Genomic DNA, 26,174 nt, shown 5'->3' with positions numbered 1-26,174 from the left:
CATGCCCGTTCCATCCAATAGCTTCTGGGAGCAATGGCTCGTCGCGCATCGCGCGAAACCCGAAGCCTGTGTGACGTTCTCGCTTTCACCCTCTCCCTCGTTGAAGGAATTCATCGAAGAACTCGACGGCAGCATGCCTCTCGATTGGTCGAGCGAGGACTATCAGGGAGCGCGCGGCCTGCGTGCCCAGGTTCTCGATCGTTACGGATATCGTCCCGCATGCGATATCGACGACGTGCTGATCACGGCGGGTGCGCAGGAGGCGAACTATCTCGCTTTGACTCAGTTGCTTCGCCCCGGCGATGAGCTCGTGATCGATGCGCCCGGCTGGCAGCAGCCGATCGTCCTGGCCGAGCAGATCGGTGCCGTCGTGAAGTATGCGCCGCGCCTCGAGGCGCGCGGCTGGGCGCTCGACGTCGATCGGCTCGAAGCGCTCGTCACGCCAAAAACGAAGGTCGTTTTCATCTGCAACCCGAACAATCCGACCGGACGTGTCGAGGACGAAGCGACGCTGCGCAGAATCGTCGGCATTGCCGAGCGTGTCGGCGCGTACGTCATCTCGGACGAGGTGTATCGCGGTCTCGAATGGGAAGGACCGCAAACGCCGCGCGTGGCGACGATGTACGAGCGCGGTATCAGCACCGGCAGCGTGTCGAAACTGCTTGGCTTGCAAGGGCTGCGCACCGGCTGGATGATTACGCGCGATCGAAAGCTGATTGCCGACGCGATGGTGTTGCGCGAGAACACGAGCGAGATCATGAACGTGATGGGCGAGCGGATCTCCGAGATCGCACTGCGTCCGGATCGATTCGCGCTCGCCGTCGAGCGCTCGCGAGCGGTCGGATATGCACGGATCGAACGACTCGACCGGTTCGTTGCCGATCAGCCGGCCTTGCGCTGGCGCCGGCCGGCGGCGGGGCTGCTCGGACTTGCATATCTGGATCTGCCGATAACCGCGGGAGCGTTTGCGCACAAGCTGCTGATGCCGCCGTACAACACGTTCGTGATGTCGGGCGACGCGTATGCGTGCCCGCAGCACCTGCGGCTCGGGGCGGGCGGGGTGTCCGACGAGGAGCTTGAACTCGGGCTTTCGCGAATGGCGCGTTTGCTGGGGAGTTGAGCCGGCTGGCTCTCGGTGGGCAGGCGGGCAGTGTCGAATCGGAGCGATACGGTCCGTCCGACGAAATCGGGTGCCGCGCTGTCCTGGCACGCTTTGAGCTAGCTGCGATAGGTGCGGACCACTCCTGTCCGTGGAGGCACCGTGTCAAAGAAATCGGCCAAATCCGCGCAATATCCTCCGCCTGACGCAAGGCAATGCGTGCTGGCCGAGTTGCGCCGGCAGAAAATGGCGCGCTCGCCTCATGCCTATGAGCGGGGCACCGCCGCTCACTTTTACGAATGGGTAAAGACTCAGGCGGCCGGCAGGTTACCGGTGGGGCCGGACGAGTGGATTTGCGGCGATTGTCATTTGGGCAACCTTGGCCCGGTTGCCAACGCCGAGGGAGAGGTTGCGGTTCAGATCCGGGATCTCGATCAGAGCGTGATCGGCAATCCGGTGCACGACCTGCTTCGGCTGGGGCTATCGCTGGCCACCGCGGCATGCCGTTCGGACTTGCCGGGTGTGATCGTGAGCCGCATCGCGGGTGCGCTGCTCGACGGGTATGAACAGGCATTCGACGACCGGCGCGCTGACGACGCGAGCCGGTCGCAACGACCGGAGGTGGTCAGGATCGCGATGCAGGAAGCGCTGCACAGTTCGCAGCGTAAGCTTGCACGCCAGAATATCCGGCATGTCCGCCCCCACATCTCGCTCGGCAAGCGCTTTTGGGCGATGTCGGACGACGAGAACCAGGCTGTGCACGCACTGTTCGAGGCCGGGGGGCCGGCTCTGATTCGAACGGTGCTGGGCGAGACGGTGCGAGACGCGTCGGCGATCCGCGTGCTCGATGCCGCTTATTGGGTGAAAGGATGCAGTTCGCTGGGCCGGCGCCGATATGCGGTGTTATTGGGCGTCGATGGGGCGAACTCCACGGACGGCCCACCGCGCCTCATCGACATCAAGGAAGCGGCCGCGCCCGCGGCGCCGGTTGCTCACGGGCATCGTATGCCGCGTGACGATGCGAAACGTGTGGTGGAAGGGGCACGTCATGTCTCGCCGTTGCTGGGCGAGCGCATGATCGCTGCTCGGCTCGATGGATGCTCGGCTGTGGTCCGCGAGCTGATGCCTCAGGATTTGAAGGTCGAGGCCGAGCACCTGTCCGAGCGCGACGCGGTGAAAGCGGCGTATTTTCTGGCGCGTGTCGTCGGTCGCGCGCATGCGGGACAGATGGATGCCGCGACGCGCAAAGCATGGCTCGCCGCATTGCACACCAGGCGACCGAAGTCGTCGGAGGCGCCGTCGTGGCTCTGGAGCAGTATCGTCGAATTGCTCGTGATGCATGAAGCGCAATACCTCGAACATTGCCGGCGTTATGCGTTGGAACGGCCGTTGAGGGACGAGTAGCTAGCAGCGCCGGGCACCTGGCTCGAACGAGCGTGCGGTACCCCTGGAGCCACGGTGGCGCTGGCGTCACGCCGACCGCTGGAATGAACCTCAGGCACTTCGGGCATTCACGACGCTCTTCCGGATACGAGAGGCGATCGAAAGAATGTGCAATGGAATTCATTTGGGGCGTCCGACCGACCGGTAATCCCCGGAACGGCACGTCGGTACGATTTCGAGCAGTGCCGCCCAGCGCCGGCTCCAGTCGCTGTCGTGCGCCAGGCCTGGAACGGTCAACGCCTGGGCGCACCGCGTACCGGTGGCGTTCACGAAGCGTTGCGCCACCGCAGGCGGGACGACATCGTCCTTGGCCCCGCTGAAATGCACTTGCGCAATGCTTGCGACACGGCTTGCGAAATCGATCGCGTCTTCCGACTCGGGCATCGGCGATACATCGTGCAGCCGATTGACGAATTCGTCGTCGAGATTGCCCGCCACCGTGCGAATCGAAACGACATCGGTACGGCGTGCTGCGATCAGCACTGCGACGGCTCCGCCCCCCGAGTAACCGACCAGCTCGACGGGTTGGCCGGGTGTGAGTGCGGCGAAGCGGCTGACCGCCGCGTTCATCGACTCGATCACGTCCGCCGCGAAACGCTTGCCGGTCCAGTATGGAATGCCGCATCGCGGATTCATTGCCATCGGCGTGAACTGGCAGGGGCGGGCCAAATAAACGACGTTCGGCGCGAGATCCTGCGCGGCGAGCGCGAGCCCCGTCGCTTTGCGCGGTGTCGGATCAAGCGCGGGCTCGGTGAGCGAGAGCCAGGCGACGCCATCGCCTTCGATGTACACGCGCAGAGGCTTGCGAGGCTGCGAGATCCGTGCAAAGGCCGTCAGCACGAATGGGCCGGTATTCACGAGCTGGCGGCGCAGGTGAGCCGGTTCGGCGAGCGCATCTGCATGCGCGTCGGGATCGAGCGCGACGCACCCCGACAGCGCGCCCAGCAGCAAAAGCGGCACGAGCGCCACAAGCACCTTACGCACCATCAACGCTGACAGAACTGCCGTCCAGAGACACGCCATTTGACGCGATAGACCACTCCGCCAACCCATGCCACACGGCAGTCTCATTGAACCGTCAATTGCATGAGCTCGGCGGCCATCCGCGAGACGACGCCACTCCAGTCCGTGCGTACGTCCTGACGAAACAACCGCATCTGGGGATACCACGGCGTATCCGTACGCTCGAGCAGCCAGCGCCAGTCCGGGACCTTCGGTAGCATGACCCACACGGGCCGGCCCAATGCGCCCGCGAGATGGACGGGAGAAGAGTCCACCGAAATCAGGAGGTCGGCGATGCAAAGGATCGCCGCCGTGTCCTCGAAATCGCCGATCTCGTTGGACAACGACAACAGCGGCATACCGCCGGGCGGCGTGTCGGCCTGCGTTGCGGCAGGGCCTTTCTGAATCGACACAAAGCTGACCGCTGCCTGCGCGAGCGGCGCGAGTTGGGCCAGGCTTAGCGAGCGGTTGGCATCGTTGGGGTGCGTGGGCCGACCCGCCCACACGAGCGCGACCAACGGGCGGGGCAGGGCGGCCAACCGCTGTCGCCATAGCTCAACGCGCCGCGGGTCCGGGTTCAGATACGGTATCGGCCCGGGCAGATCGTCGAGACGTAGCCCCAAGGCCATGGGCAAGCTCATCATCTCGCAGTGCATGTCGAACGCCGGCGGCAGGCTCCCACGTTCGATGATCTCGTCGAACCCCACGCTGCGCCGTATGAGCGATAGCGATTCGGCGTTGATTTCGAGCACTACCCGCGCACCGCTTTTCTCCTCGGCCCAAGGCACCAGGCGGGCGAACTGGAAGGTGTCGCCGTAGCCCTGCTCGTCGTGAATCAGCAGCGTTTTGCCGGGCATGGCGCGGCCGTCCCAGCGTGGACGTTGTACCTTGCGTTCGATGCGCGTCGTGTGCGCGAGGCTGTAGCGGTATTGGTATTCACGCCAGCCGCGTTCGAACTCGCCCGAGAGCAGTAACGTCTCGGCGAGGTCGAAACGTGTAGGAAAATCGCCGGGCGCGTGCTCTACCAGCATTTCCTGGATCGCGCGCGTTTCGGCGACGCGTCCCTGCGGACGAAGCGCCGCAGCGAGCAGCTTCCAGAGTGCGAGCGGTCCTCTGCCCGAGGCCAGATACGGTCGCACGATCGCCTCGGCGTCCTCATAGCGTCCCGATGCCAGCAGCGAGCGAATCCGCAGATCGATCGCGCGGATATCGCAGTCGGCACCGGACATCACGGAGCCTCAACGCCAAGCACGTCGAGCAACGGACCGAGATAGCGCGCGTACCCTCGCCAGCGGCCCTTCGAAGTCAGGTAGATCGGCTGACGCACTTGGTTGACGCTTGCTGTGCGGACCACCCGACGGTTGCGGTGAAATTGCAGGCAGGCATCGTCCCACGGCAACCCGAGCCAGCCGATCAAACGCCGCGCTTCGCCTTCAATATCGTCGACCACCGCCTCGTATTCGGTTTCGATGAAAACCTCACGAGGCAGCAGTTCGCGCCAATGCGCCATCAAGCGTTGGTAATGGCGGTAGAAGGCGCCAAGCTCGGCAAGGTCATAGGCAAACGGCTGCTGTCCGGCGAACAGTTTCGTGTAGCAGGACAAGCATGTATCGACTGGATCGCGCCGAACGTGGATGATCCGGGCGCCCGGCAGGAGTAGCGGGATCATGCCGGCATACAAGAAATTGCCCGGCATTTTGTCGACGACATGGGGTCGCCCCCCGGCGAGCGGAGCCACGCGCGCCAGATAGGCTTGCGCGCACTGGCGCAAGCGCGCGCGCGTGCTTGCCTCGTTGTCGGGCGCTACGAAGTCGGGGAAGTTGCCGAGTTCGTCGATCGCGAGACGCAGTGCCGATAGCTCGCCCGCGCCTGTCACCTGCGGATGCGACGAAAGGATCTGTTCGATCAGGGTGGTGCCGGAGCGCGGCATGCCGATGACGAAGATGGGCAACGTCGACGGCTCGCCGAAGCCTTGGAGCCCGTCATACCGTTCCGGCGTGAAGACCGTCCTGACCTGTTCCATCCAGCGGCCGATCTGCTCGCCGTCATAGTCGAACGAACCGCGCTTGCCGCGGTTGCCAGCCTCTAGATGACGAAACGCCCGTTCCGGATCCTTGATGTCGAGATAGGCTTTACCGAGCGCGAAGTGCGCCGCGATGCGGTCGATGAGCGGACGTCGTTCGCCCTGAGCGAGGTAGGCTTCCAGCGTTCCGATGTCGGGATCGTTCGCTTTGAACGTGCGCAGCTCGGCGCGCGCTGCGAGCGCCTGCGCAGAATCCGGGAAACGGATGAGCGCTTGCTCGAACGCCGCGAGCGCTTCATTCTGGCGCCCCGCTTCGATCAGCAAGGTGGCGCGTCCCACCAGTGCCGCTTCGGCTACCGCGCCGGGCAATGTGGCGGCCTGCTCGTAGGCGAGCAGCGCCTCATCGGTCAGACTCAGATCCTGCAGCGCGAGCGCAAGCGTGTAGTGCGCCTCGGCGTTGCGCGGCGCAAGTGCAACGGCGTGCCGCGCGATGGCAAGCGCCTCTTCGGTATGGGCGATTTGTCTGAGCGCCTTTGCGCGCGCCGTGAGCGCGGCCGGATGCTCGGAAGCGAAAGCGCCCAGCATATCGAGCGCGCGCAGTGCCGCATCGTGGCGCTGCCGGGAAATCTCGGCGTCCGCGAGGTTCAGGTATGCGTCGACGAGGCGAGGGTTCAAATCGATGGCCCGCCGCGCATGTTGAGCGGCTTCGTCATAGCTGCCTTGCGTCGACAGCAGGTAGGCGAGATTACTGTGCGCTTCCGCATAGGATGGATTAAGCGCGAGCGCCTGACGATAGCAAGCCTCGGCACGATCCATCTGCCCGAGTCGCCGCCACGTATTGCCGAGGTTGTTCCGCGCTTCGGGCCATTCGGGATTGAGCGCGACGACCTTCTCGAGGCATACGCGGCTGCGCTCGAGCTTGCCGGCTTCTTGCAGCAGGATGCCCAGGTTGTTCCAGCCGGATATGAGCGCCGGATCCATCGCGACGGCGCGCTCCGCAGCTTCCTCGCCTTCCGGCAGCATCCCCTTTTGGCGATACATCTCGGCCAGGTTGCTCGAATACACGGCCGACGCGCGAGGGGCAAGACAAGCCTGCTTTAGATGCGAGATCGCCAGATCCAGGTTGCCGTAGGCGTGGGCCATCAGCCCGAGCAAATGGAGGGCGTCGGGCTGGCCCGGCCATGCGACGAGCACGCGTTGGGCCAGCATTTCGGCCTGTTCCGCTTGACCTGCATTCCAGTGCGCGTAGGCACGGGCAAGTGCTTCCTGGATGCTGATGTTCTCTGAAGGAGTTGCTGTGCTGACCATGCTCGACATATTAGAACAACTGTCGCAGACGCAGGCTTCCGGCTTGGGAGACAAAGCCGCGCCCGAGCAGAACGTTATAGCGCGCGGTCAGACTGAGATTCCTTTCCTTCAGCAGCGTGACGCCTGCGGTCACCACGGCTGCGTTCGTCACGGGGCTCGTACCGAGTACGGTGAAACTGGTCTGGCCGCTTGGATCCGCAGCGAAGCTCGCAGTGGTGAGCGCGCGCGTGTTGTCGTACTCGTGCCGCCATGCGACGGTCAGCTCCGGCACCAGCACGCCATATGAGGTTGGTACCTCTCGTTCGATCTTCGCGCCGAGGTCGGTAGTGACCGAGGTCTGGTGCGTGGCATCGACCGAGAGCGCGGCGCCGTTGCCCCCGGATTCGGTGTAGGCATTTTGATGCAAGTAGCTGTACGTGAGGCTTGCGAGCGGCGTGACAGTCGCGACACCGAGCGCGAGCGGATATCCGATCTCGCCGCGCGCGACGTACTGCTGGCCGCTGAAGCTGCCGCTGGCTTGGCCGGAGAACCCGGGAAAGGCGACCAACCGATTCGTGTCGTAGCGCTGAACGATCGCGCCGGCGGACAGATTGGCGTACCACCTGTTCGCCACGTAGCTGCCGTAGCCGATGAGGCCATACGAGTTGATGCGGGTGTTGTCCCCGGCAGTGTCGCCCGTATTGTTGACTGCGGTGTTGCTGTAGCTGAATGCGCCGCCGACACGCCACGCCTGGGATATCGGGCGATCGACACCGAATAGCAAGCCACCGTAGTTCGCGCTGTATCCGTCCACTTGATCGCGTTGGTCCTGGCTTGCGTGTCCGCCGAAAGCCTGCCCCCACACGCCCCACGACGGCGAGCCCTCGCCGGTCGAGATGCCGCTGCCGTACCGTTGTTGCGCCAGGCGCAGCCCGTTGGCGTGGCTCGATATGATATCGAGTACGTCCAAGGTTGGAGCCGCCGCTGCGCGGCTCGAGGAGGTTTGCGACGTCGGGCTGAGCTGCTTGCCTGCCGCGTTGAGCGCTTGGGTCGAGCCGCCAGCTTCGAATGCAAGCGAGGCGTCGAACAGGTTGAGCAGAGCTGGGCTGATGCCAGTGTAGTTCTTCAGCCCGGTCAGCGCCGACACTGCATTGGGCGCAGTTGCGCCTATCGGCGTTGGCGTCGGCGTTGGTGTGCCTGTGCCGGTTCCAGTCCCTGTGCCCGTACCGGTGCCAGTCCCAGTCCCTGTGCCCGTACCGGTTCCTGTACCTGTACCTGTTCCTGCGGAGTTGGCGACAGTCAGGACAAGATCGCTGTTTGAGCCATTGGCCACGGCCGTCCCTGTGACGACCAGCCCGGTGACGCCGGCGATCGAATAACGCAGCGTGCCTTCGTTGTAGTTGGTGCCGGTCCCGGCGGCATCGACGACGACAAAGCGCTGGCCAGCCGCGAATCCATAGGCATTGACCTTTTGCAGCGTCACGGCAGAGCCGCTCGCGATATTGGCTGTGCCAGAGACCACCAGCCGGCCATAGCCGGCGTCGCTCGCAATCGATCCGCCCGCGACCGCGCTGTCCGTCACCCCGACCAACAGCGTCGCGGATGCACCTTGCGTGTAGTTGCCGGTGATCGCGATGGGATTGTTGACCTGCAGCGTAGCGCCGGTGTTATTGACGGCGTGGCTGCCCGCGTTGATTTGGTCGTTCAGCAGTACGTTGCCGGACCCAAACACCACATTGGACGAGGTATTCGTGATGGTGCCTGCATTCGCGGCGGCGATCCCGCCGCTCAGCCCTGTCAGGGTGCCGAATACCGAACCGCTCCCGCCGCTGATGTTTAGATTGGTAGAACCGGTGTTATGGATGGCACCTGCGATCAGGCCGCTGTTGCTGATCTGACCGATGGTGCTGGTGCTGTCGACGTTGATGGCGTTGAGCAGGCCCGTAATGGTACCGCTGTTGATTACCGTACCGATCGTAGCGCCGGCCAAAGCGAAAATACCCGTATAAGGCCCGCTCGGAAAGCCGGTCACCGTTTGCGTGGTCGCGCCGCTGATAACGCCAGAATTGTTGATCGTGCCGATGGTGCCGGACTGTGCGACAACGCCGGAAAACGTGCTGGTGATCATCCCGGTGTTGGTCAGCGTGCCGAGACTGGCGCCGCTGCGGATAAGAACACCCAGTTCGTTGGTGATGGTGCCGCTGTTGTTCAGCGTGCCGATAGTGGCTGAGTTTTCGCCAAGAACACCATAGCCGACGATCGTTCCGGCGTACGTGGAACCTTTGATGGTGCCGCTATTCAAGATCGTGCCGATGCTGCCGGCGTTGTTATCGATGCCGAATATGCTGCCGCTGACCGTGCCGCTGCCGGCGAGCAGGCCCATGTTGTTCACGGTGCCGATCGTGCCGCTATTGAGGATGCCCCGTCCGGCGCCGGTGATGGTGCCGGTTGCCGTGTTGGTCAGCGTTCCGATCGTGCCGGTGTTGTTGAGGCCGGCTGCGATGGTGCCCGCGATATTGGACGAGCCGATGAGCCCGTTGTTGGTGAACGTGTTGATCGAGCCGCTGGTCCTGATGCCTGAATTGCCGCCCACGAACTGGCCGGCACTGTTGTTGGTCAGTACGCTGATGGTTCCGGCATTGACCATCCCGTACGTTATGCCCGCGATGGTACCGTTGTTGGTGAGCGTGCCCAGCGACGAACCGACCGCCAGCAAGGCGGTCGCAGTGTTGAAGTTGGAGAGGATGATGTTCGGGGCGATCGTGCAGTTGCCCGAGGACCAGCCGATTTCCGTGGTGTTGGAGCTGATCGTTCCGTTGATTCCGCAGTCGGCTTTTGCGACCAGCGGCGCGACGCCGGTGAGCGCACCGGCAAGGGCTGCAACGATTGCGCGTTGTCTCTGCGGTACGTTCTTGCGATCCATGGATACCCCGATCAAAAAAGGTTCGAGCGGCAATCGTGTAAGAGTTTGCAACTTCCCAGATACTATTCAGACGAATCGCGAAATTCAATGTCGATTGTTAAGTGTGTGGTCTGGTCTCCCGTGCAGCATGACGAGAGAAAGCGGCAACAGGGCAATCGATCGCTTAATCCTTTCAATTCCGCTACAGGCAAAACCATTTGCGCGAATTTATGCAAATATTCACCAACGCCTTATCTGGCGGGCGTTCGGTTCGGTTGAGCGATCATTGCCACGGCGATGAAAAACGATGCGTATCGAGTGGGGGAATGCGCCGCCCTATGCGACACGTGCTACGACGCGCTGCCTTAGCCAAAAAACACCAATTGACAACGTCGCGTTTTTGTATGGCGCCTCGATGGCATTCGAGTGGCGGCGTACGAAACACGGCGTGCGCAATGTGCAAGCTGCCGGACACCCGTCAAGGCTCGGGCCTCGCCAACGGATGAGCGGTCGCATCGACGATTTCCTCGAAGTCGCGAAGCACCAGGCTCGACTCGCGCGGGACGCCCAGCATGTTGAAGGAGCAAACTTGCGGATAGCGGTTTTCCGTATTGGCCCGGAAATTTTGTGGGTTGAATAGGGGGCTGATATGCCACCACAATCGGTAACCGTGTCCCCACAAGAATTCGATAAGCCTGCGAGAGTGGGCGACCCGATCGTTCTCGACATACAACAGCGGACGGTGCTTCGCGAGAATCCCCTCGGCACCTTGCAGGACCTGTAACTCGAACCCTTCGACGTCGACCTTCAGGAGGTGGACAGTTTGCCCACGAGTCATATCGTCGAGCCGTATGCACGGCACCTCGATGCCGTTGTCCAACGGCTGGGTGCGAGCCGATACTGCGCCGAAGTTACCTGCCCGGCGGTAATCCGGGGAAGGGAACCAGACTGTTCCCTCATGTGCGGCGCACGCGAAAGGCCAAGCGACCACATTGTCCGTGGCATTTAGCGCGAGATTCGCACAGAGATTCTGGAACACGAAGGGCTGCGGCTCGAATGCCATGACGTCCGCACCGGCTGCTTTAGCCGCTTTTGCGAGGGGCACCGTCTGGCTGCCGATATTGGCGCCGACTTCTACGACGGTGCCTGGCCGGTCGATGCATTGCAAGAGCAACTGCGTTTCTAGCTCGGCGTACTCGCCATACTGGATCAACGCTTGACCGACATATTCGTCGAAGCGGTTGGCGAGCATGGTTCCGTGTCGCGTATCGACGAGAACGTAGGGGTCTGCGGCGTATGGCATCGGTCCGAGTGGGCGGCAGAGGATCGCATCATAGCCTACATAAACGCGATCGTCCTTGTAGCATACCGATCCCGATGCCAACCCCATGGTCCTGATCGACAATCCGAAGGTTTTTAGATGTGTTCCGCAAACCCGATCATATCTGGCCCGAAAATGACGTCGCTCGGAGATAGCGTTACGATCGAGAGTTAGTCGTCACAGCTCAATGTCAAAGGCCATATGAAGCGATTCCTTCTAGTACTTTTTGCGGCGACCGCCTTCACGATCTGCGCTCATGCGCAAAGCAATGCGCCTGGCCCGGTGGCTACCCGCTCGGGGAAATTGGAGTTCGTGCACAGCGACCGCAATTTCGCAGGCACGCTTGACGGCCAGGTTTTCGATCGCTTCGAGACAAACGTCCTGACACATTTCGATGACGTCGACGATAGGAATGGCACCGTCACGCGGACACTCGTGCAGACCGATGCCGGCCCTGTGCTGTACGATTTCCGCGCTCACCCGCCGCTTGTGCTGCGCGCGAATAGGCGCATGACTGTCAAGCGCGTATTTTGGCAAGGCGATGACGTGGTGATGCAGGGTACGCGAGGGTGGTTTCGGCTCGCTCGCGGTGGGCTGACCAAGCTACAGTCGTCCAAGTCGACGTACCGTTGAATGCGTTTGCTGGCCATTAGCGCAACGGCAGAACTGAAATCACGACCGGCAAAAACATCGAGCCTTCTAATGCACACGGTAAGATGACGGCCACCTCGTTCCATTGGAAGCGCCGAGATGCAAGTGCTGGTTGATGCAGATGCCTGTCCCGTTGTCGTCAAGGACATTCTTTTTCGGGCTGCGCGGCGTACCAAGGTGTGCGTGACGCTGGTGGCGAATCAGTATCTACGCACGCCGCCTTCCCCCTTTATCAAAGCGCTGCAAGTGCCAGCGGGGTTCGACGCCGCGGACAATCGAATCGTTGAACTGGTTGAGCCTGGCGATCTCGTCGTTACCGCCGATATACCGCTTGCAGCGGCGGCGTTGGATAAGGCCGCGTATGTCCTCGATCCGCGGGGAAATTGGTTTACCCGCGAGAACATCCAGGAGTATCTGACCATGCGAGACGTGATGGATCAGCTCCGCGGCTCGGGTGTCGCGACCGGCGGCCCGACGGCCTACGCCCCATCCGATAGCAAGGCATTCGCTGCGCAGCTGGATCGATTTCTTGCCCGGCGTGGACCGGCGCCTGGGGACTCGACGAGATAGCGAAGCTCAGCGTTGTGCAATGCGTTGACGGACGCGTCCGAGATTGCTTTTTCGCGAATGGGTGCAGAGCTAGTAAAACCCGTGCAGATTCCGGCTCATGAATAACCAGAAAACCACGTTGATCGATACGACGCTTGAGTGCATCGAGATTAACCTGATCCATAGCCGAGCCGACGAGAAAACCGTCGAGCTTTACCGGTTGACGGTGCACGACGGTTGCTATTTCGCGGCCCGCGGCGACATCGACCCAGAAGGATTCAAGCGCATCGAGCGGCTGCGGCTCGGCGCGATCGTGCGCATTTGCGCTTTCGAGGAGCGCGGTCGTCGAAAGATCGCGTGGATTAGGAGTATCGAATATGGCATTCCTCCATATGACCTACTCCGTCAAAGGCAGCGAAACCTCACTCTGCTTTCCGTCTCGTTCTGTCTGCTAGCGGCGAGCCTTCTAGGGTTGGGGATTCACGCGTCGCTTGTCACGGTGCTGGCTATCCTCGTGGCGATCATCAGCTTGTTTGGCTGCGTGGTTGCCGTCGGCGGCCTGATCGAGTCGCTAAATTCGTCGCGGGTGGAAGCGCAGGAGCGGTGGCAGAGCGAGCCATACCGGTTTGTCGACGAAGGAAGCATCCGATGACATATGGGGCCGTGCAAACCGTATCCGGCGCGGTCATATCGGTCAGCCAGAAGCCGATCGTGATTGATGTGTGGAGTCCGAATATAGGGCCAACAACCGATCAAGTTGAACAAATCACCTTCCGGCTCGACTCTATTGATCTACCGCTGATACTGAGGACCGGCAAAACGCGTGAGCTCTTCGTTGCGAATGGCGATCGGTTGCACGTTGCCTGCATCGCGTTTCCGGATCGCCTGGCGATCTTAGGTATCCGGAATGTGAACGATGGCTCGGTCTACATGGTGCGCACGGCGAACGTCGTTAGCACACGGCGGGAGATCTACACGGCGATTTTTGCTGTCGTCGTTTGGGGGATGGCTTCTGCCGTGATCGGCTTCGTTCAAAGGAGCACGCACCTGGCCGTGGATTCGTTTCTGATCGGTGCAGCGGTTTCCGTGGGCTTCGGCGCCGTTAGCACAATCGTTCGTTCGCTGTTCGGCTGGAGTGTATGGCCCGATATCAGAAAGCTCGTGCAGCCAGGGGGAAAACACGAGATGCACGCAGCGGGTCAGGCTCTTGGGCTCGGACCGAAAGAAGAGCGCACGATTCGGTTTCTGTGAAGGGGATGGCGCCGACAAACTCGCCATCCACCTCACAATCGGCCAAGCGCCGATATGATTTCGTCTTGCCGATATATGAGCGAGCTAACCGGCTTGGTCAACGCGCTCCGTGGACCTGCTGCCAGCGTCGGGGTTTCGAGCATGCACTCAATTCCCTCAATGGTGAACACAGGGATCAAGTCTGGCGGACGTGGTACCGGGGGATTCGATCGACCGAGGCAGCGGGATGACCACACGAGTTGCCAGTCCGGACAAATGATTTCCTTGGACCTCGACCAGATAGGGCGTACCCGCGTGCCCACTGGGGTTGGAGATTGTCCCCGGATGTCGGGGCGGCAACCCTTCCGTCCCTGACCAACGGCTGTGGTGGAGCGATCCAATCCTTGCCCGTCGATTGCTATATAATGCACATTATATAGCGAGGAGAGTGCCATGCTTACATTCAAGGTCACAACGGTCGGGGCCTCGGCCGGTTTCATTCTTACCAAGGAGGCGATGGCACGACTCAAGGTGCAGAAGGGCGATACTGTGTATCTGACCGAGGCGCCAGAAGGCGGCTACCGGATTACGCCGTACAACCCGGATTTTGAACGCCAGATGAAGCTGGCGGAAGAGATCATGCACGATGACCGCGATATTCTACGTGCGCTGGCCAAATGACAGCGTGGCGCTGGGTGCGCGCGGATCTGACTTATGCCGTCCATGATCGCCAGCTTGCCGAACATGGGGGGCTTGATGGCGTTCGAGACAAAGGGGCAGTGGAGTCCGCACTGACACGGCCGCAGAATCTCGACGTTTATGCGCGGGCGGACGCAGCGGCACTCGCCGCTGCATATGCCTATGGGTTAGCGCGGAATCATGGCTTTGCGGACGGCAACAAGAGAACTGCGTGGGTAGTTGCGCGCATCTTCCTGGCAGACAACGGCTATCGATTGAAGTTTGATCCGACCGACGCCGTTAGGACCATGGAAATGGTCGCTGCTGGCGCGATCGACGAAGTTGCGCTGGCGGAATGGTTTCGGCAACGGATCGCAGAGTAAGTCGATGCTTAGACGATGCGCGAACAATCGGAACCGCTATGGCGTCGTTACGGCGGAAAACGAATCTGAGAGAATTGTCTCCCGGCCAAGATCGCGCGCCGCTCGATTTCTGAAGCCGAGTCAATCAACCTCTGTTGCTCGAGAAACATGAGGAAGGCGCAAGTAGAAACCTTGCGTTCTTCAGAGACGGGAGTCAACAGTACCCGGTACATCGTGGGCGTAGTAGTGTACGTCCGCGTAGTGCTCCCTGGCGAACGAACCTTTGGCCGACCAGTTGATGTGGTTGTGATAGCTTGCTTCGGCCACTTGCGGGCCATGCGCCTTCAAGCGATCGACCGTTGCGGTATCAGACGGCCGAACTATCACGATGTGGCCACCCTGTTTGGGATCGGGGTTGACGTACACGCCAACGACAAACCAGCCTTGATTGGCGAGATACTGGACCTGCTCAAGAGATTCGACCCGGTGCCAACCGGCGCGCCGCCCGGCGGAACTGTCGAGCCATTCGCCTTGTGCGTTTGCAAGCAGGTTCAACCCGTGGCGCGGCGGCCGCATCAGATAGACTCCGAGTCGGACCGACATGCCAGCAATGTAGGCGCTGCAGTGCGTCTCGCTGTCGCGTCCGTGCCATTCTTCGGGCATGTCCGGTATGCCGGTCTTCCAGTCGATATGACGCCGGTACAACCAAAGATGCTCCACGTCCGAGTCAACGATCACTTGCAGCAGGTGGCGACCGGCAGCGGTAACCGGGCCGCAGCACGGCCCCGATTGCGACACGGTGATTGACGGCAACGCGGCCTGCGGCGGGTCCGACGCGCATGCGCCGAGCCCCAGGGCAAATGCAATCGCGCTTGCCTGGCCGCGTCCAAGCTTGGTGATGTTCATTGCCGATTCCTTGCTTTGGTTTCGTCGCGCTTGATTGACGTGTACAAAATCGGATCAGGCCGCATTTTATCAGGGAGCGAACGAGCGTCGACAGACCGAGGCGCCAAAATGCGCTACCGGATTACGCCGTACAACCCGGATTTTGAACACCAGATGAAACTGGCGGAAGAGATCATGCACGATGACCGCGATATTCTGCGGGCGCTGGCGAAATGACAGCGTGGCGCTGGGTGCGCGCGGAATGCGACGACGGCATCTTAACTTCCTGCGCGTTTCACGTAGTGGTTCCTATTCCCGTATTGGCGGCCATCGGCGGGCCGCGTGTACGACGTGGTCAACGCACTGCGTGGAATTGCGGCAAGCGTTGGAGTATCGAGCATGCACTCAATACCCTCGATAAGGAATACGGGGATTAGATCGGGCCGAAGCGGTACCGGGGCGCGGAAATCGACGCCGCGCGGAAATGACCGCGACGTATGGTGCGTTGATTGGCACGCCATTTCGAAACGGCACGACCATCGATCATTTGATCATTTCACTGTTGCGCGGAGCACGTAGTCGCCCAGAATCGTTTCCCCTACAGCCGTGGACAGTTCCCGATTGCTGTACATCCCCGCGAGGACGATGACGAGGAGATCCAGACTGGGAACGATGAACATCCGTTGTCCGCCATAGCCGATTGCCGCAATCCATCGAACGTCCTTGCGATCGACGAGCGATTGGCCGGTCCACCAATGGAGGCCGTAGCACAACGACCCGCCCGCTTCAATCTGCGCGGACGTACTTTGGGTGATCCATGACTGCGAGACTATTGGCTTTCTGCCCCAACGCCCGCCGTTGAGCACCATCTGACCGATCTTCGCAAGATCCCTTGCGCGCATGCGTAGACCGGATGCCGCGTTGGGCGTCCCATCCGCATATCGAATCCACTCGACATCGCTGATCCCCAGCGGCTCGAATAGCATTTCGTTCGCCAGTACGTCGAGAGGACGGCCGGATGCCGACACCAGTACGCCGGCGAGGACGGTGGTGAGCCCTCCGTTGTAGACGTAGGCCGAGCCCGGCGGCCGTGTTATAGGTTGCGAGAGCACGTAACGACACCGATCCGGAGCATCGGTCATCTTTCGCTCGCTGTTAGTTGCGTCGCCGTATGGTAGTGACTCGTTCCACTCGAAGCCCGCGGTCATGCTCAGCAAGTGTCGCAATGTCACCCGGCGCAGGTCGGTTGCGTTCGCGCTGGCGTAGTCCGGCAGCGCAGCTATGACAGGAAGATCAAGATGCTCGACCCAGCCCTGGTCGATCGCGATTCCGAATAGCAGCGACACGATGCTCTTGGTGATCGAGCGCAGGTCGTGCTTCAGATGAGCGTCGTACTTGACGAGGCCAACCGGTATCCCCCAGCACTCGTCTTCCCCGCAAAAATAGTGCTCGTATGCAAGCTTGCCGTATCGACACATCACGATGGTGTGGACGTTCGCCGCCGTCCAAGCGCTGATCCGCGGCTCGATGGCGTCCATGATGACCTGAGTCAGCCCCACCTCGTTCGGCGGGCAAATTTGCCATTCGCCCGGCGGGCCCTGAAGCGCAGCGCGGCGGCCGTAGCTATCCGCCTCGGTCATTTCAATTTTCCTCAAAAAGGCACGCCAACTCCACGGTCATGAACGTAGTGCATGTCCGAAGAAGCCGACGACACGGCGGGCGGTTTGCTGATGGACCGCGTCCCGATCGATTCCCGAACCATCCTTGCAGACCCTCGCGAGCTGGTCGATCATCTGCGGAACGCATGTGTCGAGGAAGGTGGAGTGCGAGGCGCCTTGCACCATTACAACGTCAGAAGTGGGCAGCAATCTGGCGATGCGGCGAACGTTGGTATCAGGCGGCGCGGTCATATCGGAGGTTCCTGCGGTCAGAGACACCGGAATCCTGACATCGGCAAAGGATCGTCCGTTGAATGCTTCTCCTAACGCGGGAGCGATCGCGAACACGGCCTTGATCCGTTTGTCCTGATACGATGCACCGGCTTTTGCGATGGAGGCTAGCGTCTCGGGCGACATGACGGCGGGAGGAGAATCTCCGGCAACGGTTGTGATTCGGTTCATTTCCGGTGGATGGCAGATGGCATCCGCTGCCGACGATCGACAGAAACGTTTGAACGCCTTTAGGTCGGTGCGCGCTCCCGCCAGTTCCAGAACTGTGTATCCGCCCAGAGAGAAGCCCACTGCCCCGATTCTTTGGCGGTCGACGTGCATGCCGAATACCGGATCGCTCAGCAGTGCATCCAATACCTCGCTGACATCGGTGGCGCGTTCCCACCAAAGCATGAAACCCGCACGCGTCAATGGGCCGAGCGCATTATTGCCCGGGTGATTGACGCCGGCCACGATATAGCCGTTGACGGCAAGGGCGGACGCAAGCCAGTCGAGGTCATTTGCGCTGCCGCCGGTTCCGTGTGAGAGCACAATCAGCGGGTACTTACGCGTAGCAGCCGAAAGCGGGGCGCCCCACGCAATAGGATGTCCGCGAAAAACGGCATGTCCCGGAAAGCCGATATCGTGTGGCTGTTCCAGAATCCTTGGATCGACGGGGTACCAGAGCGTCGTGATGAGTCGCTCCGTTTTTGCGCCCCGCCAGTCTCGCGCGACGCTGGGCGCGAATTCCCGTTGCGCTTCACCGACGTGATAGGGAGCCGTGGCGGCTTCGTGCGCACTTGCCGACATGAGCGCGGTAACGAATACGGCTATCGAGGTCAGAGTACGCAGCATGCTCATGCCTCTCGAACCGGGATCGCAAGATCGGTTACGGATTGGTGCTTCAAACCCGACAACGGCGGATTTCTGTAGAGTTCGAGTGCTGGTCGGCCGTCGCTCAGGTAGCCGCTACGCGGGAGCCAGCCGTTGAAAAGTGTCCGGAACGTCGGACCGATCAACGCGTAGGGCCCCACAAGCCGCGTCGACGCGTATAAACCGCCTTCGAGGCAGACGGGTTGGATCGCGCCAACGGGCTTCATACCCGAGGAAGGAATAATGCCGGCGAAATATCGAAAGCCGTCGCGATGCTCGGGATTGCCGATGCATAGGCCGATGACTTGGTGTTTCTTCGATGCCGCGTCGATGCCGAGTAAGCGCAGCAGCAGTCGGTAGGTTTGCCCGATGGTAGCAGTCGGTCCATCGTGGCGAAGGCACAGTAGGGTCGACGCCGGCAGTTCGATGGTCGCGACGGTCCGCGTGTCATCCGCCACGATCTGCCCACCGTCCAACTTGTCAGCGAGCGGAATGGGAAAGGCGGAGACATCCTCCTGCCGGGAACGGAAGGTGCCCGGACTGACGCCGGCGAATCTCCGAAACGCCCGTGCAAATGCCTGCGCACTGTCGTAGCCGACGTCCGAGGCCACCGATGTGACGGAGTGCGTGCTATCGGTTAGTCGATTTGCAGCCTCCGCCAGTCTCAGTCGCTGAATGGTCTCCGCCACGGTTTCTCCCGTGAGGCTTTTGTAGACGCGATGGAAGTGGAACGGCGAAAAATGGGCGATTGCCGCGAGGCTTTCGAGGGTATGTTGACCGCTTGGCTCTGCGAGAATCGCCTCGACGACACGAGCGATTCGCCGCCGGTAGTCCTGTTCGGTGGTTGATTTCATGGTGAAACCAGCTTAGCTTGTCCGGGCACGATAAGCGGTGCAGAGTTTGCGGATTTTTCCCGGACTTGGTCTAGGTGCTCGGTCGGAAATGCTGTGTCGGAGGAGCAGGCGGTAGGTGGGTCCCCAGAATTGCAACTGATAGAACACTCGACAGGAAACCGTGCATGAAACGCCTCTATTGCGCAATGACTGCGCTGCTCGTCGCCGCGCATGGGGAGGCGGCTCCTCTCGATCATGGAGACCTCGTGACCTTTCGGACTCGTGAGGGTGTGACGCAAAGTCTCTTCATTGAATCGCCGTCACCGAATCCGCCGGTGATCGTCATCCTGTACAGCGGTGGCGACGGAACCACCCGACTCGATCAAAGCGGCGCGACGAATCAGCATGGCAATTTTATCGTCCGTACCGCCCACTTCTGGGTCCAGCATGGCTACGCTGCGGTCCTGACTGACGCGCCGTCCGACATGCAACGGAACGGCATGAACGACTACTGGAGGCGCAGCAAGGATACGCTGGTCGATCAGAGGGCGATCATCGCACAGGCGCGCCAACGTTTTCCCAACTCGAAAATCGCTCTGGTCAGTACGAGTCGCGGGACCGTCACGGTTGGCAACATGCTGGAGCACGCACCAGAGCTGGCTGACGTATACGTGCTGACCTCGCCGGAGTCGGTTGCCATCAAGCATCCAGGCATCTCCGACCTTGACGTGCCGGAGCAGTACCGCGGCAAGGTGCTGATCGTCTCCAACAAGAATGACGTCTGCCCCGTCGCCAACTATGCTGGCGGCAAGCGGCTGGCCTCGCGCAACAATGTCGCATTCATCACGGAGGAATCGGACGAGGGGGGCGGCGATAGGCAATCCGACTGCGGCGGTCATTCGCCGCACGGCTTTCTCGGCATCGAAAGCGACACGCTGAGAGACATCAACGACTGGATTGGCCCGAAACTGTAAGGTAAGCGGTCGATAAACGACGTCCCACCTTCATCGGACGTGCAAGAGCGTTCTGATATCGTTCGACTCTCACTCTGGCTGGCCAGTGGGTAGTGGCATGCGTTGGATAGTGACCCTTGTACTCGCAATCGGATGTGAATGGTTGCACCAACGGATCGCAGAGTAAGTCGACGCTAACAGTCGTTCGATCGAACTCGAAATTCCCGCTGGTTTAGCGAGTTACGGGCGTCCCACGGGCACCGCCGACAACATCCGCTCCACATACCGCGCAATCAAATCAACCTCCAGATTGACCCGGCTACCCGCCGACAGATGCCTGAGCGTGGTGACTTCGACGGTATGCGGAATGAGGTTGATCGAAAACTCGCAACCGTCGTCCCGATCGACAACGCTATTGACCGTCAGGCTCACACCGTTGACGGTCACCGAACCCTTATACGCGAGATAGCGGCCGATCTCGCGCGGCGCCAGCACGCGCAACTCGTGCGACTCGCCCACGGGTGCGAAGCGCGTGACGGTACCGAGCCCATCGACATGTCCCGAGACGATATGCCCGCCCAGCCGCTCATGCGCCGTGAGGGCCTTTTCAAGGTTGACCTCGCCGGACTCGCCAAGCCCCACGGTGCAATTGAGGCTTTCGCGCGAGACATCGACGTCGAATGTTTCGCCGGTCTTGGCGACGACCGTCATACAGGCACCCTGGATCGCAATGCTGTCGCCGATGGCGACGTCCGTCAGATCGAGCGCGCCCGCGCGCACCGTCAAGCGCACCCCGGCGTTTGCCTCAGTGCCGAGCGGCGCTACTGTCTCGATGCGGCCCACTGCCGCGACGATTCCCGTGAACATCGTGTCTGTGCCTCGTAATCAGAATGAAGAGGGTGTCGGAGCAGGCGCCGGCGAAACCGGCTCGGCCGGTACAATGCGCGCCAGCACGCGCAGATCGTCGCCGACCCGCTCGACGCTGCGGAACGCGAGCCGCGTACGCGCATCGAGCGTCGCGGGAGCGGCAAGCGCAAACATGCCCGCAGAATCGGCGCCGAGCAGGCTCGGTGCAAGATAGACGAGCAACTCGTCGACACATCCTTCGCGCAGCAGCGAGCCGTTGAGCTTATGTCCGGCCTCGACGTGCAACTCGTTGATGCCGCGCCGGCCGAGTTCCTTGAGCATGCCCGCCAGATCGACCTTGCCGTGTGCATTCTCGAGCGCGACGACTTCCACGCCCCGCTCCGCGAGCGCCTCCGCTCGTGCTGCATTGTCCCCGTCCAGGCCCGCGCAGAAAACAAGTGGCGGCGCCCCTTCGAAGATATGCGCATCGAGCGGCGCGTCGAGCCGGCTGTCGATGAGCACACGCAGCGGCTGGCGCGGCGTCTCGATCGCGCGTACCGTCAAGTGCGGATTGTCCTCGCGCACGGTACCGACGCCGGTCAGGATCGCGCAGGCGCGCGCGCGCCAGGTATGTCCGTCGGCACGGGCGGCGGGCCCGGTGATCCACTGACTCTCGCCGGAGGGCAGCGCCGTTCGCCCATCGAGCGAGGCCGCGATTTTCATGCGCACCCACGGCCGTTTGCGCGTCATGCGCGAAACGAAGCCGATGTTCAGCTCCTGCGCTTCATGGGCCAGCAACCCGCAACGAACGTCGATCCCAGCGTCGCGCAGCATCGTGAGACCGCGGCCCGAGACCTGCGGGTTCGGATCTTCCATCGCCGCGATCACACGCGCCACGCGCGCCTCGATCAGCGAATGAGCGCACGGCGGCGTGCGACCGAAATGGCTGCAAGGTTCCAGCGTCACATAGGCCGTCGCGCCATGCGGATCGTTGCCGCGCCGGCGCGCGTCCTTGAGCGCCTGCACCTCGGCGTGGTCCTGGCCGGCAGGCTGTGTAAAGCCCTCGCCGATGGCCAGCCCGTGCTTGACGAGCACGCAGCCGACCCGCGGGTTGGGCGTCGTCGTGTAAAGCCCCCGCGCAGCCAGCGCGAGCGCGCGCTGCATGTGGGCGAAGTCCGCGTCGGAAAACATCGTCGGGTGCTCGTCGGCGAGCGGCGTTACGCCGCAAGCGCGGCAAACGCACCGCGTGCGGCATCGAGCGTGGCATCGATGACGGCATCGTCGTGCGCACTTGACACGAACCCGGCTTCGTACGCGGATGGCGCGAAATGGACGCCCGCGTCGAGCATGCGATGAAAGAACGCGTTGAAGGCGGCGATGTCGCTGCGCGAGACATCGGCGAAGCTGGCCGGAACCTGCGCGGTGAAGTAAATGCCGAACATGCCGCCGAGCGCATCGGCGCTGAAGGCTACGCCGGCCGCACGCGCCGCCGCCGACAGCCCGTCGGCCAGGCGCGCAGTCTTCGCCGAGAGCTGTTCGTAAAACCCCGGCGCCTGGATCAGTTGCAGCGTCTTCATGCCCGCCGCGACGGCGACAGGATTGCCCGATAGCGTGCCGGCCTGATAGACCGATCCTTCAGGGGCGAGGTGCGCCATGATGTCGCGCCGACCGCCGAATGCTGCCGCGGGCATGCCGCCGCCGATGACCTTGCCGAGGCAGGTGAGATCCGGCTCGATGCCATAAAGCGCTTGCGCGCCCCCCAGTGCGACACGAAAACCGCACATCACCTCGTCGAAAATCAGCACGGCACCGTATTCCGTGCAAAGCCGCCGCAGCGTCTGCAAGAAGGCCGGATTGCCGCGCACGAGGTTCATGTTGCCGGCCACGGGCTCGACGATCACGGCCGCAATCTCGCGGCCGAATGCGGCGAACGCCGCTTCGAGCGCCTCGCTGTTGTTGTATTCGAGCACCGTCGTATGTTTGGCGATATCGGGCGGCACGCCGGCCGAAGTCGGGTTGCCGAACGTGAGCAGACCCGAGCCGGCCTTGACGAGCAAGCTGTCCGCGTGCCCGTGATAGCAACCTTCGAATTTGACGATGCGGCTGCGATCCGTGAATCCGCGCGCCAGGCGCAGCGCACTCATCGTCGCTTCGGTGCCGCTCGAGACGAACCGCAACTGCTCCATCGAGGGGACGAGCTTGCGGATTTCCTCGGCGATCTCGATCTCGGCTTCGGTCGGCGCGCCGAACGAGAAGCCGTCGGCCAGCACACGCTGAACCGCTTCGAGCACTTCGGGATGGACATGCCCCAGGATCATCGGTCCCCAGGAACCGATGTAGTCGATGTAACGGGTCCCCTCGGCGTCCCAGAAGTAGGGGCCCTGCGCACGTGCGATGAAGCGCGGCGTGCCGCCGACCGAGCGGAAGGCCCGCACGGGCGAATTGACGCCGCCGGGGATGACGCGCTGAGCGCGTTCGAACAGAGCTTGATTGCTAGGCATGGAGTGAGGGCAGCTGCAATGAAGGATCGGGCCGGGGCGCCACCCGTTCAATCGGGCGCCATGGCAAAAAACGGCCCTACGATGCGTGGAATTGTACCGGAGCGGCGCCGCCCGGGCGTTTGCCGATCGCTTTGCGTAGAATCTGCGCTTTACGCGCCGTGCGCTTCGCGCCCGGTTGCCTGGCTCGCCGCTTGCAGCCGCCGCGCAGCGCCTGCCGTCTTTATGAGGCACTCCATTCGATGACCGAAACCGACCAACGCCAGCCTGATCTACGCCTCATCGCGCTCCTGGGCGCGCTCGCGGCCTGCGGCCCGATCGCGGTCGACATGTACCTGCCGAGCCTGCCTTCGATCGCACGCGCGTTCGGGGTCGCCGATTCGGCCGCCCAGAGCACGCTGACGAGCTTCATGCTCGGCTTCGCGATCGGCATGCTGGTCTATGGCCCGCTGTCCGACCGTTTCGGCCGGCGTCCGATCCTGCTCGGCGGCCTCGCTCTTTTTCTCGTCGCGAGTATTGCCTGCGCGAGTGCGGGGTCGATCGATCTGCTCGTCGGCATGCGTTTCGTCCAGGCGCTGGGGGCCGGCGCGGCCTCCGTGATGGCGCGGGCGATCGCGCGTGACGTGCATGCGCCGCACGATGCGGCGCGCGTGCTCTCGATGATCGCGATCGTGACGGGGGTAGGCCCGCTGCTGGCGCCACTCATCGGCGGGCAGTTGCTGCTCCTCGGCGGCTGGCGTGCGATCTTCGTCGTGCTGGCGCTCTTCGGTGCCCTCGCGTCGGCGCTCGCCTTCATGCGGGTGCGCGAATCGTGGCCGGCCGACAAGCGTGCCGGCGCGGTGCTCTGGCATTCGTTCGCCATCTACGGGCGGCTTCTCGTCGATCCGGTCGCGCTCGGCCACTTGTTGTGCGGCGGCATGGCGTTCGCGTCGATGTTCGCGTACATCACGGCAACGCCGTTCGTGTACATCGATTATTTCCATGTGACGCCGCAACACTACGGGTTCTTCTTCGGCCTCAATATCGTCGGCATCATGCTCGGTAACTATCTCAACGCGCGGTTGATCAGCCGGTTGGGCTCGCTACGGCTCGTCGCAGGTGCCTCGTTCGTGAGCTGCGGGGCCTCGTTGTTCGTGGCGCTCGCTTGCCTGACGGGGTGGGGCGGCCTCTGGTCCATCGTCGCGGGGCTGTTCTTCGTGGTGGGCGTCGTAGGTGTGCTGACCGCGAATTGCACGACCGATCTCATGCACCGCTATCCGCGCAACGCGGGTGCCGCGGCCGCGGTTTTCGGTGCCGGGCAGCTCGTGCTCGGCGCGCTCGCGAGCTTCGTCGTCGGTGTGCTGCAAAACGGCACGCCCACCGGCATGGGCATCACGATCGCCGGGACCGGGGCGCTCTGTTTCGCCGGGCGAACGATGGTGATCCGCTGGCACGGCCTGCCGGCGCGCGGTACGGCCATGCCACGCTGAAGGTCGCACGCGAGACAACCGCGATAAAAAAAGGCGCCGACAACGCGGCGCCTTTCGAGTGTACTGCCGATCCCGCTGTCGTCCGGCAAAGCCGAAGCTTTGCCGGCGCGCGGGTTGTTACTTGTTGGTTTAGAACTTGTGACGGATACCGACGCGTGCTGCGACCTGGTTCTTCGTCGTGCTGGCGCCGGAGAACTCTGCCGCGTAGATGTCAGCCGTCACACCGCCGCTCATCGCGTGCTGGTAGACGCCCATTGCATAGACGTCGGTGCGCTTCGACAGACGATAGTCGGCAACCAGGTTGAGCTGACCGTACTTCGGCTTTTGGCCCGTTGCATCGACCTTACCGAACGTGAACGTGTAGCCCGCGCCGAGCGTCGTGGCCGGCGTCAGGCTGTACTGGCCCCACAGTTCAGCGCTGTCGAACCGCACTTTGTTGCCGGCCACGCCGTTCGCGTCGTCGAACCGCACGTCCGAGAAGTTGGCACCGAAGAGCGCCGGTCCCATCGTGTAGCTCGCGCCGAGGCTGGCGACCTGCATGTTGCGGGGCAGACCGACGAGACCCCAGATGCCCGTCGTCGGATTGACGGCGCCCGGTGCCTGGTTCGCGTTGAAGTTGCCGTCGTCAAACTGCACGCCGGGGTTGCGCGCGTAGAAGTAACCCGCGCCGACATACAGAGGACCGGCCGAGTAGCTCAATGCGCCGCCGATCGTGCTGTTTTGACCGAACTGGCCGGCAACGCCGCCGAATGCGTACATGGCTTCGGCTTGCAGGCCCGCAAACTTCGGCGAGACATACTTCACTGCGTTGTTGATACGGAAGCCGTTATCGGTGTTGTCGATATCGGCCGGGTGCGAGAAGAACGCGCCCCACTGGCCGTTGAACGTCGTCGACTGAACCATGTCGACCACCGGGTCGTATTGACGGCCGAGGGTCAGGGTACCGAACGAGTCGTTCGTCAGACCGACGTAGGCCTGGCGACCGAACATGCGGCTATGCTGAGCCAGCTTGCCGTTGGCCGCGTTGAAGCCGTTTTCCAATTGGAAGATGGCCTTGGTGCCGCCGCCCAGGTCCTCAGCGCCCTTCATGCCAAAGCGGCTACCTTGCAAGATACCGCTTTGCTCTTGCCACTGCGAATGACCGCTAGTGTTGTTAACGTAGCTGATACCGAGATCGATGATGCCGTAAAGGGTGACACTGTTTTGCGCGAACGCCGGTGCTGCCACGGCGCTCGTCACTGCGAGGGCGATAAGCGATTTTTTCATTAAACGGTCTCCGAGACGTTGAACTGCAAATTGAGCACCCGGGGTGGTGAGTGCAGCGGACTAGCGCATCTTTTGA

25 protein-coding genes are annotated in these 26,174 nt (G+C 62.2%); 10 read left to right on the top strand and 15 right to left on the bottom strand.

Features of this window, described 5'->3' with window-relative positions:
- The first annotated feature begins 1 nt into the window (after window position 1).
- Both VGL01_RS04790 and VGL01_RS04785 read left to right on the top strand, forming a co-directional pair.
- Complete coding sequence (locus VGL01_RS04790) at window positions 2-1,120, top strand: pyridoxal phosphate-dependent aminotransferase (protein WP_331567596.1); 1,119 nt, start codon at window positions 2-4, stop codon at window positions 1,118-1,120.
- Between the two features lie 141 nt (window positions 1,121-1,261).
- Window positions 1,262-2,503, top strand: coding sequence for a DUF2252 family protein (locus tag VGL01_RS04785; protein ID WP_331567594.1), 1,242 nt, complete (start codon window positions 1,262-1,264; stop codon window positions 2,501-2,503).
- A gap of 159 nt (window positions 2,504-2,662) precedes the next feature.
- On the opposite strand, the gene VGL01_RS04780 is transcribed toward VGL01_RS04785, so the two are convergent.
- From VGL01_RS04780 to VGL01_RS04760, 5 genes are all read right to left on the bottom strand, one after another.
- On the bottom strand, window positions 2,663-3,529 hold the full coding sequence (locus tag VGL01_RS04780) for an alpha/beta hydrolase (protein ID WP_331567720.1): 867 nt from the start codon (window positions 3,527-3,529) through the stop codon (window positions 2,663-2,665).
- A gap of 80 nt (window positions 3,530-3,609) precedes the next feature.
- Window positions 3,610-4,776, bottom strand: coding sequence for a glycosyl transferase family 8 (locus VGL01_RS04775; RefSeq protein WP_331567592.1), 1,167 nt, complete (start codon window positions 4,774-4,776; stop codon window positions 3,610-3,612).
- Window positions 4,773-6,875 carry a sulfotransferase gene (locus tag VGL01_RS04770; RefSeq protein ID WP_331567590.1) on the bottom strand — a complete coding sequence of 701 codons (2,103 nt, stop codon included), beginning with the start codon at window positions 6,873-6,875 and terminating at the stop codon, window positions 4,773-4,775. Before VGL01_RS04770 ends, VGL01_RS04775 begins: the two co-directional genes overlap by 4 nt.
- A gap of 10 nt (window positions 6,876-6,885) precedes the next feature.
- On the bottom strand, window positions 6,886-9,777 hold the full coding sequence (locus VGL01_RS04765; protein ID WP_331567588.1) for an autotransporter outer membrane beta-barrel domain-containing protein: 2,892 nt from the start codon (window positions 9,775-9,777) through the stop codon (window positions 6,886-6,888).
- A 457-nt stretch (window positions 9,778-10,234) separates the two neighbouring features.
- The gene (locus VGL01_RS04760) at window positions 10,235-11,008 is read right to left on the bottom strand and encodes an FkbM family methyltransferase (protein ID WP_331567586.1); all 774 of its coding nucleotides are present in this window, start codon (window positions 11,006-11,008) and stop codon (window positions 10,235-10,237) included.
- A 270-nt stretch (window positions 11,009-11,278) separates the two neighbouring features.
- Here VGL01_RS04760 and VGL01_RS04755 point away from each other — a divergent pair, with 270 nt between their 5' ends.
- The 4 genes from VGL01_RS04755 to VGL01_RS04740 all read left to right on the top strand — a co-directional run bounded on the left by VGL01_RS04755 (window position 11,279) and on the right by VGL01_RS04740 (window position 13,528).
- Window positions 11,279-11,710 carry a hypothetical protein gene (locus VGL01_RS04755; RefSeq protein ID WP_331567584.1) on the top strand — a complete coding sequence of 144 codons (432 nt, stop codon included), beginning with the start codon at window positions 11,279-11,281 and terminating at the stop codon, window positions 11,708-11,710.
- Between the two features lie 117 nt (window positions 11,711-11,827).
- On the top strand, window positions 11,828-12,298 hold the full coding sequence (locus VGL01_RS04750) for a YaiI/YqxD family protein (protein ID WP_331567582.1): 471 nt from the start codon (window positions 11,828-11,830) through the stop codon (window positions 12,296-12,298).
- A 97-nt stretch (window positions 12,299-12,395) separates the two neighbouring features.
- Window positions 12,396-12,929: a hypothetical protein gene (locus VGL01_RS04745; protein WP_331567580.1), complete on the top strand. Its 534-nt coding sequence runs from the start codon at window positions 12,396-12,398 to the stop codon at window positions 12,927-12,929.
- Window positions 12,926-13,528 (top strand): hypothetical protein, encoded by a 603-nt coding sequence (locus VGL01_RS04740; protein WP_331567578.1) that lies wholly within the window; start codon window positions 12,926-12,928, stop codon window positions 13,526-13,528. The genes VGL01_RS04745 and VGL01_RS04740 overlap by 4 nt, the downstream gene beginning before the upstream one ends.
- 32 nt (window positions 13,529-13,560) lie before the next feature.
- On the opposite strand, the gene VGL01_RS04735 is transcribed toward VGL01_RS04740, so the two are convergent.
- Window positions 13,561-13,671, bottom strand: coding sequence for a hypothetical protein (locus VGL01_RS04735; RefSeq protein WP_331567576.1), 111 nt, complete (start codon window positions 13,669-13,671; stop codon window positions 13,561-13,563).
- A gap of 13 nt (window positions 13,672-13,684) precedes the next feature.
- Window positions 13,685-13,783 (bottom strand): hypothetical protein, encoded by a 99-nt coding sequence (locus VGL01_RS04730; RefSeq protein WP_331567574.1) that lies wholly within the window; start codon window positions 13,781-13,783, stop codon window positions 13,685-13,687.
- A 177-nt stretch (window positions 13,784-13,960) separates the two neighbouring features.
- Between VGL01_RS04730 and VGL01_RS04725 the strand changes: the two genes are divergently transcribed.
- Both VGL01_RS04725 and VGL01_RS04720 read left to right on the top strand, forming a co-directional pair.
- Window positions 13,961-14,188, top strand: coding sequence for a transcriptional regulator (locus tag VGL01_RS04725; RefSeq protein ID WP_009889671.1), 228 nt, complete (start codon window positions 13,961-13,963; stop codon window positions 14,186-14,188).
- Window positions 14,185-14,568 carry a type II toxin-antitoxin system death-on-curing family toxin gene (locus VGL01_RS04720; RefSeq protein ID WP_331567572.1) on the top strand — a complete coding sequence of 128 codons (384 nt, stop codon included), beginning with the start codon at window positions 14,185-14,187 and terminating at the stop codon, window positions 14,566-14,568. The genes VGL01_RS04725 and VGL01_RS04720 overlap by 4 nt, the downstream gene beginning before the upstream one ends.
- 180 nt (window positions 14,569-14,748) lie before the next feature.
- Here VGL01_RS04720 and VGL01_RS04715 read toward each other — a convergent pair whose 3' ends face one another.
- From VGL01_RS04715 to VGL01_RS04695, 4 genes are all read right to left on the bottom strand, one after another.
- Window positions 14,749-15,453 (bottom strand): hypothetical protein, encoded by a 705-nt coding sequence (locus VGL01_RS04715; RefSeq protein ID WP_331567570.1) that lies wholly within the window; start codon window positions 15,451-15,453, stop codon window positions 14,749-14,751.
- Between the two features lie 530 nt (window positions 15,454-15,983).
- Window positions 15,984-17,072, bottom strand: a complete 1,089-nt coding sequence (locus VGL01_RS04705) for a serine hydrolase (protein ID WP_331567568.1) — start codon at window positions 17,070-17,072, stop codon at window positions 15,984-15,986.
- 36 nt (window positions 17,073-17,108) lie between these two features.
- Entirely contained in the window at window positions 17,109-18,221 is a 1,113-nt protein-coding gene (locus tag VGL01_RS04700) for a prolyl oligopeptidase family serine peptidase (protein WP_331567566.1), read from the bottom strand.
- Window positions 18,218-19,087: an AraC family transcriptional regulator gene (locus tag VGL01_RS04695; protein ID WP_331567564.1), complete on the bottom strand. Its 870-nt coding sequence runs from the start codon at window positions 19,085-19,087 to the stop codon at window positions 18,218-18,220. The genes VGL01_RS04700 and VGL01_RS04695 overlap by 4 nt, the downstream gene beginning before the upstream one ends.
- Before the next feature lie 164 nt (window positions 19,088-19,251).
- Here VGL01_RS04695 and VGL01_RS04690 point away from each other — a divergent pair, with 164 nt between their 5' ends.
- Window positions 19,252-20,040: a hypothetical protein gene (locus tag VGL01_RS04690; protein ID WP_331567562.1), complete on the top strand. Its 789-nt coding sequence runs from the start codon at window positions 19,252-19,254 to the stop codon at window positions 20,038-20,040.
- A gap of 219 nt (window positions 20,041-20,259) precedes the next feature.
- Here VGL01_RS04690 and VGL01_RS04685 read toward each other — a convergent pair whose 3' ends face one another.
- Genes VGL01_RS04685 through hemL form a run of 3 tightly spaced genes read right to left on the bottom strand, consistent with a single transcriptional unit; the run spans window position 20,260 to window position 23,366 of the window.
- Window positions 20,260-20,886 carry a riboflavin synthase gene (locus VGL01_RS04685; protein WP_331567560.1) on the bottom strand — a complete coding sequence of 209 codons (627 nt, stop codon included), beginning with the start codon at window positions 20,884-20,886 and terminating at the stop codon, window positions 20,260-20,262.
- 18 nt (window positions 20,887-20,904) lie between these two features.
- Window positions 20,905-22,056 carry a bifunctional diaminohydroxyphosphoribosylaminopyrimidine deaminase/5-amino-6-(5-phosphoribosylamino)uracil reductase RibD gene (gene ribD / locus VGL01_RS04680; RefSeq protein WP_331567558.1) on the bottom strand — a complete coding sequence of 384 codons (1,152 nt, stop codon included), beginning with the start codon at window positions 22,054-22,056 and terminating at the stop codon, window positions 20,905-20,907.
- A gap of 26 nt (window positions 22,057-22,082) precedes the next feature.
- Complete coding sequence (gene hemL / locus VGL01_RS04675) at window positions 22,083-23,366, bottom strand: glutamate-1-semialdehyde 2,1-aminomutase (RefSeq protein WP_331567556.1); 1,284 nt, start codon at window positions 23,364-23,366, stop codon at window positions 22,083-22,085.
- Between the two features lie 239 nt (window positions 23,367-23,605).
- On the opposite strand from hemL, the gene VGL01_RS04670 reads away from it, so the two are divergent.
- Window positions 23,606-24,832, top strand: a complete 1,227-nt coding sequence (locus tag VGL01_RS04670) for a Bcr/CflA family multidrug efflux MFS transporter (protein ID WP_331567554.1) — start codon at window positions 23,606-23,608, stop codon at window positions 24,830-24,832.
- Between the two features lie 129 nt (window positions 24,833-24,961).
- Here VGL01_RS04670 and VGL01_RS04665 read toward each other — a convergent pair whose 3' ends face one another.
- Complete coding sequence (locus VGL01_RS04665) at window positions 24,962-26,098, bottom strand: porin (RefSeq protein ID WP_331567552.1); 1,137 nt, start codon at window positions 26,096-26,098, stop codon at window positions 24,962-24,964.
- Window positions 26,099-26,174 lie beyond the last annotated feature (76 nt).

Origin of the sequence: Trinickia sp., assembly GCF_036503415.1 — a bacterium.
Classification (GTDB): Bacteria; Pseudomonadota; Gammaproteobacteria; order Burkholderiales; family Burkholderiaceae; genus Trinickia.
The sequence above is the reverse complement of the archived record's forward strand: the minus strand, read 5'-3'. Positions and strand labels throughout refer to the sequence as shown.